This is a genomic window from Paenibacillus sp. FSL H7-0737, assembly GCF_000758545.1.
Lineage (GTDB): Bacteria > Bacillota > Bacilli > Paenibacillales > Paenibacillaceae > Paenibacillus_AQ.
This window is the reverse complement of record NZ_CP009279.1, coordinates 5,481,387-5,496,546: the sequence shown is the minus strand read 5'-3', so window position 1 is coordinate 5,496,546 and position 15,160 is coordinate 5,481,387. Positions and strand designations below refer to the sequence as shown.

Here is a 15,160-nt window from a genome sequence, read left to right as displayed (position 1 = left end):
GCCCCCTTTCATAGATGATTAAGCTGTAGCTGCCTACCATTATAGCTTATATAGGATGCATTACATAAACCTTGTAATTTCCTGTCGTTAATTAAATATGGAAAATATAAGTAATTATCTGTATAATGTTATGAATCACGTGTTAGAGGAGGATGAATTCTTTTGAAAAGCAATAATACTCACTTTGTTCATCAGACAGCTAAAACGGTATTGATTACTTCAGTGGCGCTCGCGTTATTATTACCCCCTGGCTTGGCCGCAGCCGATTCTACATCTGTTAGTAGTAACACTACGGTAACACAGGTTAGCGCACAAGCACCGGTGACTACAACGAACTCTGATGCAGATCTTACAAAAGTGAAATTCACGCAGGAGCAAGCGATTGCGAAGCTAAGAGAACTATTCCCATCCCTAAAAGATGCAACGGTAAACAATGTTCAACTGGGATCTAACCAAAGCTACCCCCCTCCAGCCAATCAAATGATCTGGAATATTCAGTGGCAGATTCAAGAGGGGAGTATGGGATATGGCTTTAGCAGTGAGGTAGATGCCATTAGTGGAGATATCATTAGTACGTATATTTCATACCCACGTGAGAATAACGAATCCTATTATCCTCCGAAAATATCGCAGCCTCAGGCACTGGAGATCGCCAAGGCTTTTGTGGCTAAGGCAGCCACATCGGTTAAGAGCAGTGATCTGCAATTAAATGAGAATGCTGGTTATAATTATTTTTCGAACACTTTATTCGGTCCTGTTCAATACAGCTATTACTTCAGTGTCATGAAGAATGGTCTTCCTTCTGGATCGGATAACATTAACATAGCTGTGGATGGCAACGGTAATGTAATTCAATTCACTAAGTTTTCTCAAGGGCTTGAGTATCCGTCTGCACAGCCCAAGATTACCTTGGAGCAAGCACAGAAGCAATTTGCGGAACAGTTTGATGTAGGCCTTTTTTTCACTCCTATTTATAAGAACGGAAAACCTAACAACTGGATCCTAGGCTGGCGTCCAGTGGATCAGTCTCTATATCCTATCGATGCATTGACGGGCAAGAGAATAGATTATGAAGGAAAAGAATACGCATCTACCCCAGTCGTGTATTCAGATGTAGCAAAGGGTAAGGATGTCTTTCAAGCAAGAACTTCAACTACAGAGCTTACTGCAAAAGAAGCGGAACAGCTTGTAAAGAAGGTTGCATATATTCCAGCAGATCGTAAATTGATCTCTCAAAGCTTAAGAAATGACTATCAGGATACGAATCGGAAGATCTGGCAGTTATATTGGGGTAGTGCTAGTGGAAATGAACGTTACATTGGTGCTGGCTTTCCAGAACAATCCTCTGCTGAGATCGATGCAAAGACCGGTGAAATATTACAGTACCAGGTTCAAGCTTATGGTGCTGCTCAGGATAAGAAGAAGGAAGAGGCAGCCCCTGCTGGAGGGAAGAAGCTTAGTGAGGCCGAAGCTAAGACTAAAGCACTTAGTATAATAAATAGCCTATATCCTCAGGCGAGTCAGAAGCTAAAGCTTGTAGAATATGGAGATAACTCAAACGTTACTTCAGACGGATCAGGATTTAGATATCAGTTTATTAGATATCATCAAGGCATTCCTGTGAGTGACAGTACCCTTACGGTTAGCTTGGATCTTTACGGCAGACTGATTTCTTACATGGGGAATCGGATAAACGGTATCGATGAAATCACATTATCTCCTGATGCAACAATTTCCAAGAAGGAAGCGCTCGAAAGTTATAAACCTAAATATCAGACTAAGCTGAAGTATACTCAGGTTGGTGGATACTATAGTTATAATAGCTATGCCGCGCCAAAGGTGAAGCTGGTATATGATACAACTTTTGATGAATCTAATGGATTATATCAGGTTTTAGATGCAGCCACTGGTAAATGGGTTGCGGTCTATGATTACCTCGGTCAGCAAGATGCTCAAATATCTGCAACGGATATCAAAGGTCATGCAGCAGAACAACCATTATCAGAATTAGTAAAATATCATGTGATTACTCCGGATGCCGATGGTAAAGTAAACCCAGATCAAGAAATAACAGTTGGCGATTGGTTAACCTATCTTGCCAAGGCTTCTAATCCGAATTTCAGCAGTTATATTGCTAATAATGAACGGAAAACTGTGGCAGGTGTGAAGCCTGAGAATTCATATTATGATGTTGTTACTTATGCAGCAGATCGTAAGTGGATCAACAAGGATCAAAGCCTGCAAATTGATAGTAAGTTAACCCGGGAACAGCTGGCAGTTCAGTTAGCTGATTTTTTGAAATACAACAAACTCACAGCCTATCTTGATAAAGATGTAACGGTAAGTCAGTTCAGTGATAGTGCATCTATAAACAATAAGGGTGCAGTGGCTCTTGTTGTGAAATTGGGAATCCTCAAGGATGACAACGGCAAGTTTAATCCGCAGCAGACGGTAACGAAAGCACTGGCGGCTACGGTGATTATGAAGCTAGTGGAACTGCAAGGTAAGACTGATCAGATTATAGGTCAATAAGAATATATAATGCAGAGCCTGCTTCCCGTTTGATGGTGGAAGCAGGCTTTTCTGTATGAGGAGCAAAATAGGGGATAAAAGAAAATAACCCGAAAGACAAACACCTTTACAGAAAGGGCGCGTCTTTCGGGTTATTTTTGTTTTTGCTATTCAAATACAATTAATGGAGTTGTTTATCTACTTCTTTAACTGGATTCTCGTTAGCGTTCTCTTCTACCTTGCTGCTCATAAACCAACCGATTGCAGCGATGAGCACGAGTACAACATAGAAGGTAACCTTCCAAATGGTACTATGCGCGAAATCCTCGGAAAGAACACCAAGTGAAGGGTGTGCCAAGGTAATGACTGCGAGCTTAACGCCGACCCAGCCTACGATGAAGAAGGCTGCAATTTCAAGACCTGGACGGGTGTGAAGCAGCTTAACGAAGAAGGAAGCTGCAAAACGCATAATGACCAATCCGATAAATCCGCCGGCAAAGATGACGAGGAATTGTCCACCGTCAAGGCCTCCGATTTTTGGAAGACCACTTGCAGGTAGTGCAACCGCAAGTGCAACTGCGGCTAGGATGGAATCGACCGCGAAGGCGATGTCAGCAACTTCTACTTTAAAGACAGTAAACCAAAAGCTGGATTTCTTTTTGTTGACTGCGCCGTCCGTACCGCTTTCAGCTGCTTCATCCGTAACGGGCTTCTTGATTAATAGTTTTCGGAAGATATGGTTCCCCGCGATAAACAGTAAATAAAGTGCGCCGATGGCTTGTACTTGCCAAATATCAACCAGGTAAGAGATGACAAATAGTGAACCGAAGCGGAACACGAAGGCTCCGGCTAATCCGTAGAATAGTGCTTTTTTTCTTTCCTCATCAGGAAGGTGTTTAACCATAATTGCCAATACCAGTGCGTTATCTGCGGCTAGTAGTCCTTCAAGTGCTACAAGAACTAGTAATACCCAGCCGTACTCTAATAATAATCCCCAATCCATTACTGTTGTCCTCCCTTTTCTTATGCAAATATCTACTAAAAGATACTTACCTTACCATTTTAACCAATTTTATATAAAAAAGACCTTTACCAAACAGATTAGCCTTTGGAATAAAGGTCTAACCTGATTGGTAAAGGTCTCGCTAACAATGTTGAATTGCCAATAAAGCCGGAGAATATCCTCATATTCTCGTATTGACGACTTTATTTAACAGCTACTCCCCTTTACGGGATATATTAAATTTTTGATTTAATTCGTTGTGATTTTGCCTAAGGAGATCATATACGAGTTGAAAGTTAATGTCAATAAAATGTTGGAGGAATAAAGCTAGAGTTCTCCACGCTTTTTGTGTTAGCCCTTAACCGCCCCGGCGGTAATTCCTTTTGTCATCTGTTCTGTGAAGAGCAGATAGATCAAGATGGTTGGGATCGCAATGATCGTCATAACAGCGAACTGAGCACCGTAGTTGGACGAATATTCTCCGGCGAATTTCATAATGGAGAATGGAATGGTTTTGAGATCCTCCGAGGTGAGAAAGGTGTTCGCCATAATAAATTCATTCCATGTGCTGATGAAATTGAGTACACAGATGGTAGCTAGTGCGGGTTTCGTAATTGGAAAGATGATGCGGAAGATCACACCGTAAATGCCGCAGCCATCGATAACCGCTGACTCTTCAATCGCACGAGGGATGGTCTCTAGAAATCCAGTCATGATGAGCACACTCATTGGGATGACAATAGCCGAATAAGGCAGAATCAGCGTGTACATATTGTTCAGCATTCCGAGCTTGTTAAACAGGATAAAGTTCGGCAGCAGTGTCGCGTGAATGGGAATAATCATGCCCATCATGATAAGTGACAACACGATACCACTTAGCTTCCATTTCATACGAGTGAACGCATACCCCATCATTAGTGACACTAGTGCGGACAGTGCAACGGTAATTACTGTAATGATAAGACTGTTGGCAAAATAGCGTGGTACACGCCCATAGGTAAAAGCGTTTCTATAATTCTCCCATTGCGGGGGGGATGGCCATTTCAGAAAAGAGCTTCCGAAAAAATCACCACTCTTTAGCAGGGAGTAATCGATCAGCCAGATGAGCGGAAATAACTGAATTAAAGCAATGAGACAAAGAAACAACATCATTAGGATTTTGCCAGTTGTAGGTTTACTGCGCTTCTGTTTATGAAGCTTCAGATTGAGGGGCGAAGCGGCAGGTGCTAATGAATTATTCATATGATTTCCTCCGGTTACAGGGATTCTAAAACTCTCCGATATCTTTCTTCAGAACCTTGTTAAGTATTACGGTCAGTACAAGGCAGAACACAATGAATAGGATGGATATGGCATTACCGTAGCCGTATAGCGACGATGAGAAGGCGGTTTTGTAAAGGTAGTTTCCTAAGAATTGCGTGCTATTAGCCGGGCCACCGTTGGTCATTAAGAACACGGTTTCCATTTGCTTAAGACAGGTTGTAACCGCGATGATAATGGCAACTCGCATCATAGGCGAAAGAAGCGGTATGATGATGCGCGTGTAGAGAGTATAGTTGTTCGCGCCATCGATCTTTGCGGCTTCGCTTAGATCACTTGGAATGCCTTGCAGACCTGAATAATATAGCAGCAGTGCGTATCCAAAACCTTGCCACATTACAACAATGATGATGCACCAGATCGCTGTCTTCGGATCTCCAAGCCAATCATGTGTGAGTGCATCCAGCCCAACGCCGCTAAGCAACTTGTTAAGCAATCCGTAATTGGGATGAAAAATCCCGCTCCACAGCTTGGCTGTAACCACAACAGAAATTACTGCGGGGATGAAAAAGATCGTCCGGAATATTTTTTCGTATTTACCGGAATTGGTCAGGAATATCCCTATGAGAATAGCAAAGGGATGCTGTAAAAATACAGTAGCAGCGGTCAGTAACAGGGCATTGCCCAGTGAAGTCCAGAATACTTTGTCATGAAATAGGATTTCGCGATAGTTATCAAAGCCGATAAAATTGTACTTGCCGATCCCGCCCCAGTCCGTAGAGCCGTAATAAGCGCTCATGAAGATAGGGATGCAAATCATAAAAGCAAACAGGAATAGCCCGGGTGCGATGAGTAGGAATATCGCTTTTTTGTCGCTTAACACTCTGTGCATGGAAATCTCCGTCCTTTGAAAGAGTAATCTATCTACTACCATCGTAACGGGATGCCAGACCCTGGAACATGCCGTATATTTCAGATGATTGTACACATTTTTTAAATTATGGAATGATAATTTTCTCTGATGTCGAAGGCGCATATGCTCAAACAACAAACCCCCGACCTCTGGGGGGAAGTCGGGGGTTGGACGCCACTATTTATGATGTTAAATCAGAAGCGCCGTCATTCATGTACTTAGTAGTATTAGAGTTTATTTACCAGCCAATTTATCGGATGCAGCGTCAAGTGCTTTGGCGAATTCCGCTGTATTCATAGCGCCGGAGAGTAGACTTTGGTGAGCTTCCATTACCTTTTGCTTGAACTCATCGTTACCAATATCCTGTAGCGGAGTTCCGCTAGAAGAGGTCATCGAGCTGAAGACATCGACTAGTTCTTTTTGGAGTTGAGTTTCATTACCAGTCAAGAATTCATCGAATTTTTGCGCAGGTGTACCCGCGCCAGCTTGCCATAACATCTTGGACCAGTTCTCAGGAGCGAAGAAATATTTCAAGAAATCAACAGCAGCTTCAGGATGCTTGGAGTTTTTACTTACTGCATATCCACCACCGTACCAAGCAGCATCATCCGTTGATTTACCTTTATCTGAACCAGGGAAGGCGAATGCGCCTACATTATTGCGGAATTCTTCAGAGAAGTTCACATCTGTAGCTAGGCCAGACTCCCAAGCGCCCATAAAGAACATAGCGGCTTGTCCTTGTCCGAACAAGTTACGCGCTGCACCGTAATCGGCGGTCAGCCAGCCGTCGGCAAAACCTTTAGCATTTGCGAAATCTTGCATTTCAGTTGCAGCTGCAACAAGACTAGGATCATTAAAGGATATTTTACGAGCAACTGCTTCATCCATCTTATTAAAATCACCATTTTGACGTTGAGCCACAAACTCATACCAGATTGGCAGCGTCCATGCATCCATACCGTTCATAGCGATAGGGTTAATCTTGTTTGCACGTAATGTTTTGACAGCTGCGAGCAGGTCAGCGGTAGTCTTTGGAACCTCAATGCCGTTGTCAGCAAAGATTTTCTTGTTATAGAACATAACCATATAGTCGGCACTACGTGGCAATCCATACAGTTTGCCATCTTTGCTGAAGCCGTCCATGGAACCAGAAACAAACTGATCACCTTCGAAGTCAGCGCTGTTCAGTTCAAGCAGTAAGTCATTATCGAGCAGAGGACTCAGGAAAGAAGGCTGACCCCAAGCTTGAATGATATCAGGCATCTGATTGCTGGAAGCATATACTTTGATTTTTGATTTATAAGGTTCATCTTGAAGCGCTTCCACTTCTATCTTGACGTTAGGATGCTCTTTCATATAAGCGTCGATAATGTCTTGCTCCACCTTGCCTGAACCGTTTGCCCGATCCGCAAGTGCGGTGAAGAACTTCAGTGTAATTTTTTCGGCTGGTGCGTTCGCTGTGGCCTCGGCAGTAGCTTCGGCTTTGTCATTTGCAGGAGCGTTTGTAGCTTTCGCATTGTTATTTCCGCCACCACAGCCTGCAAGCAGAGCTGGAAGCATTAGACTCATAAGCATTAGCTTGATTCCTTTACTTTTCATCAAAAACCCACCTTTTTTAGAATGAAGTATTTTGAAGAAACGATTGTCACCCATCAAGGAAGACGACAACGTCGTTTCTTCTTGAAATATAAGAATGTATAAGTTTCACGCTATACATTATCCTTATATTTCTCGCATAAACGCTGACCGTCTATAAGAGACGTCGAAGGCGTTTTTGCTTGCATCCTCATCTTAAGAGTTTCTGGCTAATAGAAACATGGTCCATATTTAAGAATGATGTAGGCATTTTTTAGCGAATGTAAAAAGCCGGTTCAGGGTGTAATGATTTCAGTTATACTTGGTTTACACATCTTTCTATTATATAAGAAGGTGGTTCTCATGAATCGAAACTTTCGCTTAGTCAGCCGTTATCGCCATCTTCCGCTCCAATTTAAGCTGTTGTTATGGTTCGTCCCCCTGCTTCTGGTGACCATATTCGCTATGGGCTGGAACTCGTATCAGATCTCTTCACAGCAGGTGGTGGAGAAAATGAAGCAGTCGCAGGATCATCTTACCAAAAAAACAGCAGAGCAGATCGATGAGATGGTACGGGGCATGATATCTTTTTCGAATACACTCTTTCTGGATGAAAGTGTGCAGCGGCTCTTAGCATCGTCTGAAGCACAAAAGGAACGTAATTCTGTATTTAAGACCGTTACCAATCTTATGGTTGCAGGCAATTCAATTCAATCGCTGATTCTGTATTCTTTAGACGATAACAATGGAGCAGAGCCTTTTGCTGCGAATCAGGCAGGATTGACGACAGGTATGAAGTACTCAGATTTTATCAAAACCTCGTATTATAAAGAAGCTATTAAAGCAGCAGGTAGCCCAACCTTTGGACTCTCCAGGCCGACTGACGGCATTTTTGTAGGCGATCATTATCATAAGATTGTGCTTTCCAGAATCATCATGAATATTTACACCTTAAAGCCGGCAGGACTCGCTGTGATCGGTGTGGATGCAGGGAAGATTGGGAGCCAATATCTGGACAATGCTGAAGATGATGTAGATATGTTCGTAATTGATCGGGATGGGCTGATTATTACGGCTTCGAATCCGAGCTGGATTGGCAAAAGAGATCTGGAACTTCCGTATTTTGCGGACAGCGACCCTAAGCTGACTGTGAAAAAAAGGCTGGAATCTACAGCGGATCATAAACAGTGGATTGTGTCACATCTGCAGTCGGAGACGACAGGCTGGTATGTGGTGGTGGCTCATTCCAAGCGGCAGCTTGTTAAAGAGCTCGGTCAGATTTTACAGGTCACGATGACGATTGCTGTTCTGTGTTTAGTAGTTAGCCTAATGGTTACCTGGCTGGCAGCTGCTGCTATCACGAAACCACTGAAGAAGCTTTCCCGTTCGATGCGCAGACTGCAGACAGGTGATTTCACGCAGCGGGTATTTTTTGAAGGAAATGACGAGATCGGCTTACTCGGGCATGGTTATAATCTAATGGTGCAGCGGATTAAATCGCTCATCAATGATGTATACGCCTCAAGAATGAAGCAACAGGAAGCAGAGTTGAAAACGCTTCAAGCCCAAATCAGGCCTCACTTTTTATATAACACGTTAAATACAATCTGTTGGGAAGCTGAGAAGAAGGGAGATAAAGAAATTGCCGATATGGTGTATTCTCTCTCTCAAGTGTTCCGACTGAGCTTAAATGATGGACGGGATACGTTTACTTTGGAGCAGGAAGTAGAGCTGGTGACCAATTACTTGTTCCTGCAGAAAAATCGCTTTAAGGAGCGTTTTGAATTCGAAATTTCTCTGGATGAGAGTATCAAGGATTTCACAGTACCAAAGCTGCTGCTGCAGCCACTAGCCGAGAACGCAGTGATTCACGGGATTGAGCCGCTGTCTGGAAGTGGGCTGATATCCGTTCGAGCTTACCGTATAGAGAAGACTATTGTGCTTGAGGTACAGGATAATGGTGCAGGGATCACGGCAGATAGGCTTCTAGAGCTACATCAACGTTTAGCGAGGGGAAATTCTTTACCTGAGGAAGACAATGTTGGACGCACAGGATTTGCGCTCATGAATGTGCAGGAACGACTGGCCTTATTTTTTACAGGAGCCTCTTTACAACTAGAGAGTGTGGAAGGGGCAGGAACACGTATTATTATTCATATCACTGTGGAGGGGCCATAAATGATGAAGCTGCTGATTGCTGAAGACGAAGATACGATCCGTGAGGGCATTGTGAATATGATTGATTGGAAGTCACATCAGATTGAGGTCATGGGTGAGGCGGGGAACGGAAGTGAAGCGCTGGCTTTGATGGAGAATGAACAGCCCGATCTTTTGTTAACGGATATTCGTATGCCACAAATGGGTGGTCTCGAGCTGATTGAAGTCGCACGGCGTAGAGGTTACGGCTTCCGGTCGATTATTTTATCCGGGTATAACGAGTTTTCTTATGCGAAGCAAGCGATCTCCCTGGGTGTTGTTGATTATGTGCTGAAGCCATGCCGACCTGAGGAAATTCTGAAGACGGTACTGAAGGCCAAGGAACTTATTGAAAGACAACGGAATCAGGAGGATGAACAGCTTAAAAGAGATCGTTCTTGGCATAAAAATGCACCGCTTGTCAAAAGCCAGGTTCTGTCTCAATGGATTTATCATCCCCCGGTTCCGCTAGAACGGCGACAGGAGCTGATCGGCGAGTTATCTATGGCGATTGGCTTTGAAGGACCACAAATTGGTCTGGTCAGTTTTGATTTTGACCCACCCTCTGCTACAGGAACAGGACAGGATTTTGTACTTCTACGTTACGCAGCGTTAAATATTATCAGTGAGACCTTGTCTCCTATCTATAGAGGAAAAATAGAGACTTTTCATGATGGCAATAACTTGCTATGGATTGGCAGCGGATTAGCCGGAACCGATTCTCGCAAGCCTTACCGAGCACCACTCCAATTGAAAGAGCAGATTGAGAAGCTGCAGAGTAATTTGGAGAAATATCTCAAACTGTCAATCAGCATTGCCGTTGGCTCCTGTCGTTCGGATATTTCTGAAGCGCATCTGTCGTATAAAGAAGCCCTTCAGGCGATGGAATCGCGATTTTTGAACGGAAAAGGTGGTGTCTATTACTATACAGAAGGAACGGGAGTAATAGGTGGCGCTCCACAGGAAATCGGGATTTTAGATGATTCTGAATTAAATGTGCTGGAGGATGAAATGCTTGTGGCGGTGGGGGCTGGGAGCAATGAGCTCGCACTCGATCTGCTGGAGAAATGGCTGGATCGTTTTCGTAGCAATCCGGGATGTCTTAAGCAAGAAGTGAATATTCGGGCAACTGCTTTTGTAGTTCGATTAAAGAGACTCGCGCAGGAAAAACAAGTCGCTGGCTTCGAATGGAAGCAGCATTTGGTCAATTGGATGGAGCAGGCTCCACAGATAGAGACGTTGGAAGAATTGTCTACGATTTTGAATAAGGTCATGCAGAATGTGGTGGAGGCTTTTTCTAAACATCGTCCACTCCATCGTACAGTAGTCACTGCTATGGAGATCATCCGCAATAAATACAATACCAATCTGACACTAGAGTATGTCGCGAAAGAAGCCTATGTTTCTAATACTTATTTAAGCTCACTTTTCCGTCAGGAGCTTGGTGTGAATTTTCTCGATTACTTGCACCAATACCGGGTAGAAGAAGCGAAAAAGCTGCTCCGCCAAAATCTAAAGATGTACGCCGTTGCAAAATTGGTAGGGTACGGTGAAGAGCGTCACTTCAGTGCTACTTTTAAAAAATGGACTGGACTTACACCTTCACAATATCAAAAGGGATTAGGGAAGTAGGGGGGATTTGTTATCTACTAGGCTCTGTGTGGTTAAACTCTACATATAGCTAAATAGGAGGTAACCGAGTTATGAACCCCAAATGGTGGAAAGAAAGCGTCGTGTATCAGATTTATCCGATCAGCTTCATGGACAGTAATGGAGATGGAATCGGAGATTTGCAAGGTATTATATCCAGACTGGATTATTTACAGGATCTAGGTGTAGATGTGATCTGGGTCTGTCCTATTTATAAATCACCTAACCATGATAACGGGTATGATATCAGTGATTACTGTGACATTATGAAGGAATTCGGTACGATGGATGATTTTGACCGGTTGCTCAGGGAGTTGCACGCACGTGGAATGAAGCTGATGATGGATTTGGTTCTGAACCACACGTCACATGAGCATCCTTGGTTTGTAGAATCCAGGTCGTCGAAGGACAATCCTAAACGGGACTATTATATTTGGCGAAAAGGTAAAAATGGCGGCCCCCCGAACAACTGGGAGTCTTATTTCAGTGGCTCGGTATGGGAGCTTGATCCGCGGACGGATGAATATTATCTACATCTCTACTCCAAATACCAGCCCGATCTGAACTGGGAGAATCCTGTGGTCATTGATAAGCTGCATGAAATGGTGGAGTGGTGGCTGAAGAAGGGTGTGGATGGATTTCGTTTTGATGCGATTGCACATATCGTGAAGACGAAAGGGTATCCAGATGCAGACAACCCGAACGGAACACCTACGGTAAGGGCCTACGGTATGTTCTCCAATCTGGAGGATGTGCATACCTTGCTACAGAATCTATACGATAAGGTGTTATATTTCTACGATATTATGACGGTAGGAGAGACTTCGGGACTCGGACCAGAGCAGGCGCTGGATTATGTAGGTGACGGACGCCGGGAGCTGAATATGACTTTTCAGTTTGAACATATGTTTCTGGATGCCGCTTCACCGGGTAGTGGGAAATGGGATGTGGTTCCCTGGAGTCTACTTGAACTGAAAAAGATCATGAGTAGCTGGCAGACAGTTTTACATGAGAGAGGATGGAATGCGAACTATTTATGTAACCATGATCAGCCGCGTTCGGTGTCTCGGTTCGGGAACGATCTCTTTTACCGGATTCCTTCTGCAAAAATGCTTGCGACCTTTATTCATATGCTGGAAGGCACACCTTATATTTATCAAGGAGAAGAAATCGGCATGACGAATGTCTGTTTCGATTCCATTGATGAATACCGGGATGTGGAGACACTTAATTATTATGAAGAAAAGCGAAAAAACGGTGTTCCAGAAGAGCAGATTATGTCTGCGATTCATCATAAAAGCCGGGACAATGCCCGTACCCCTATGCAATGGGACGATGGACATGCAGGTGGCTTTACAACAGGAACACCCTGGATTGAAGTGAATTCCAACCATATGGAGATTAACGCTGGCAATGCGGTTAAAGATCCGGATTCTATCTACAACTACTATAAACAGCTGATAGCGTTAAGAAAAAAATACAAGGTGATCGTGTACGGATCATATGAGCTACTGCTTGCAGAGCATACTGAGATTTATGCGTATTCCCGAACTTTAGAGGATCAACGATTGTTGGTTATTTTGAATTTTTTTGATAGAGAGCCTGAATTCGAATGGCCAGCGGGGTTCGATCCCGATCAGTTGGAGTTATTAATCAGTAATTACCCGGAGTCAAAAGATCAGGATATTCGTTCTTTCAAGCTTCGTCCTTATGAAGCAAGGGTATATTTGCAGCAGCGTGTGTAAAGGAAGTTTCAATAAGAGTTGTCATTAAAGCCCAAGAGGTCAAGATGATGACTCTTCTTTGAGTTTGTCAGCAAAAGACTGTACAATGGCGATACATTAGCATACATGAAGTGGAGTTGCGGGATGACGCCTGTAGGAGGAGAGGAGAGACAACATGACTGAATGGTATGAAAAGAGCTTCGGAGAGGATTACCTGATCGTGTATAAGCACCGGGATTTCGGTGGAGCACGTAAAGAAGTAGATCAGATGATCGCCTGGCTGAGACTGCCCCCAGGTTCGAAAGTGCTGGATTTATGTTGTGGGATGGGACGTCATTCTCTGGCACTTGCGAAGGAAGGGTACGAGGTTACCGGAGTGGATTTGTCGGAGGTCTTGCTGCGTGAAGCTCGGTCTCAAGTCGGGGCGCAGAAGGTAACCTGGATCCGTTCCGACATGCGCGATTTACCACTAGATGGAGGATTCGATGCCGTAGTTAATCTGTTCACTTCTTTTGGTTATTTTGAAAAAGATGAGGAGCAAGTAAAGGTTCTGCGTGAAATCTATCGTCTGCTGAAGCCAGGTGGCAAGTTCGTTATTGATTTTTTGAATCCTGCGCATGTGATTCGTCATCTGGTGCCGCATTCTACGCGTGAGGACGGAGAGAATTTGATAGATGAGTCACGCCGGATTGAGGATGGTTATGTGAAGAAGGACATCATTCTAACCACTAAGAATGACCCTACGCCTCGTCAATATCATGAGCGTGTGAAGCTTTATTCACTGGAGGAGTTCAAGGAAATGATTGAGAAAGCGGGCTTGCAGCTCGAAGCTGTACATGGCAGCTATGAAGATGAGGTTTATGATGTAGAAAGGTCCACGCGGATGATCTTTGGTGGAACACGTCCCTAAATGGTTTCCGGAAAAAGATTTAAAGGTGGTGAACGCTCCATGTCTAAGGCAGAGCTTACTTCATGGGACAAGAACATTCTCCAAGTCTCGGTACCCATGGACTCGCCTCTTCGTCAAGTGAACAGCTATATCCTCTCGGATGAAGATGGTAGAGTAACTATTATCGATCCGGGCCCGCGCAGCCCGGATACAGAGAATTGCTGGCTCGGGATTTTGCAGGAGCTGGACTTGTCGTGGATGGATATACGGGATATCGTCGTTACGCATCACCATCCCGATCATTACGGATTAGCCGGCTGGCTGCAGTCGCAGAGTGGTTGTAAGGTGTGGATGACGGAGCGCGCCCATGCGGAGGCAAGGTTGATGTGGGGCTTGGGCACTTGTGAAGATCTGGGGAATGACGTGGATGAAGATACAGGTGAAGATACGGGAAATGGCGTAGACAATGATGTAGGCATAAATGAGATCTTACCGGATTATTTCATCCGGCATGGGATGACGGAGCAGTGGTCGAACGGGATTAAAGCCCACTTGGAAAGCTTTAATTCCCAAGTGGAGCCGCAGCCTGCCGTTTCTTATTTCAATGTGGCGGAGCCCTTCAGGATGGGCGGCCGTGAATGGGAGCTCATTATTACCGGCGGACATGCACCGGGGCATGTGAGCCTGTATCATGCTGACAGCGGGCTTATGTTCTGTGGGGACGCTGTGCTCCCGCAGATCTCGCCCAATGTCAGCCTGCTGCCGGGCAGCGATCCACAGCCGCTGCAGACGTTCCTTCAGGGGCTGCGGGAACTGGGCAGCTACCCGGTCAGCATGGCGTTCCCGGGGCATCGAGAGCCCTTCGCTGGCTTCGCGCACCGGGTAAGCAGCCTGCTCGCTCATCATGAGGAGCGGCTGGATACAGCGGCGGCGCTGCTCACCAGCGGTCCGCTCAGCGGATTCGCAGTGTGCGAATTCCTGTTTCGCAGCCGAGTAACGACTGTTCATCAGATGCGCTTTGCGATGAGTGAGACCCTGGCGCATTTGGCGGAATTAGTGCGCCGGGGACGGGCAGTCATGCTGGAGGCAGACGGCGGTTTCTTGTTCGCCGCAGCTGAAAGTGTTGGAGAACATATTAGCTAGAGAGTATCTTGCAAGATCGAAGTGAAGTAGATGAGTATAAAGTTTAAGAGCAGTCCTGCATTGTGGGGACTGCTCTTTTTGTATTTGAGTAACCTTGTCCCTCCGTCCCTCTATTCATCCTTCGATCGCTTCCATATTCATGCGTTAGCGTATGTATTCGGACTCAGATGACGCTCTTCGTCGATTTTGGGGCTTTTGAGGTTAGTATCGGATCGGAAAGGCGTTATTACTAGTGCAGAGTAGTGGTTTTGGTCATTTTTGAGCGAGTAGAGTCTCTGGAGTCTGAAAGTGTTCAA

General features: G+C 44.7%; 10 protein-coding genes. 6 read left to right on the top strand and 4 right to left on the bottom strand.

From position 1 onward, the window contains the following. The first annotated feature begins 162 nt into the window (after nt 1–162). Nucleotides 163–2,532, top strand: coding sequence for a YcdB/YcdC domain-containing protein (locus H70737_RS24000; RefSeq protein ID WP_042191344.1), 2,370 nt, complete (start codon nt 163–165; stop codon nt 2,530–2,532). A 160-nt stretch (nt 2,533–2,692) separates the two neighbouring features. Here H70737_RS24000 and H70737_RS23995 read toward each other — a convergent pair whose 3' ends face one another. The 4 genes from H70737_RS23995 to H70737_RS23980 form a co-directional block, all read right to left on the bottom strand. Continuing rightward, nucleotides 2,693–3,514 (bottom strand): TerC family protein, encoded by an 822-nt coding sequence (locus tag H70737_RS23995; RefSeq protein WP_042191342.1) that lies wholly within the window; start codon nt 3,512–3,514, stop codon nt 2,693–2,695. 351 nt (nt 3,515–3,865) lie between these two features. Beyond that, nucleotides 3,866–4,756, bottom strand: a complete 891-nt coding sequence (locus tag H70737_RS23990) for a carbohydrate ABC transporter permease (RefSeq protein ID WP_081951192.1) — start codon at nt 4,754–4,756, stop codon at nt 3,866–3,868. Between the two features lie 25 nt (nt 4,757–4,781). After that, nucleotides 4,782–5,666 carry a carbohydrate ABC transporter permease gene (locus H70737_RS23985; protein ID WP_042191340.1) on the bottom strand — a complete coding sequence of 295 codons (885 nt, stop codon included), beginning with the start codon at nt 5,664–5,666 and terminating at the stop codon, nt 4,782–4,784. Nucleotides 5,667–5,921: 255 nt separating this feature from the next. Beyond that, nucleotides 5,922–7,286 (bottom strand): ABC transporter substrate-binding protein, encoded by a 1,365-nt coding sequence (locus tag H70737_RS23980; RefSeq protein ID WP_042191338.1) that lies wholly within the window; start codon nt 7,284–7,286, stop codon nt 5,922–5,924. A gap of 339 nt (nt 7,287–7,625) precedes the next feature. Here H70737_RS23980 and H70737_RS29960 point away from each other — a divergent pair, with 339 nt between their 5' ends. From H70737_RS29960 to H70737_RS23955, 5 genes are all read left to right on the top strand, one after another. Continuing rightward, nucleotides 7,626–9,440 (top strand): sensor histidine kinase, encoded by a 1,815-nt coding sequence (locus tag H70737_RS29960; protein ID WP_052404400.1) that lies wholly within the window; start codon nt 7,626–7,628, stop codon nt 9,438–9,440. Then, entirely contained in the window at nt 9,441–11,090 is a 1,650-nt protein-coding gene (locus tag H70737_RS23970) for a response regulator (protein WP_042191336.1), read from the top strand. A gap of 71 nt (nt 11,091–11,161) precedes the next feature. Next, on the top strand, nt 11,162–12,853 hold the full coding sequence (locus tag H70737_RS23965; RefSeq protein WP_042191334.1) for a glycoside hydrolase family 13 protein: 1,692 nt from the start codon (nt 11,162–11,164) through the stop codon (nt 12,851–12,853). Nucleotides 12,854–13,007: 154 nt separating this feature from the next. Further along, nucleotides 13,008–13,742, top strand: a complete 735-nt coding sequence (locus H70737_RS23960; RefSeq protein WP_042191333.1) for a class I SAM-dependent methyltransferase — start codon at nt 13,008–13,010, stop codon at nt 13,740–13,742. Nucleotides 13,743–13,781: 39 nt separating this feature from the next. Then, nucleotides 13,782–14,864 carry an MBL fold metallo-hydrolase gene (locus tag H70737_RS23955; RefSeq protein ID WP_042194428.1) on the top strand — a complete coding sequence of 361 codons (1,083 nt, stop codon included), beginning with the start codon at nt 13,782–13,784 and terminating at the stop codon, nt 14,862–14,864. Nucleotides 14,865–15,160 lie beyond the last annotated feature (296 nt).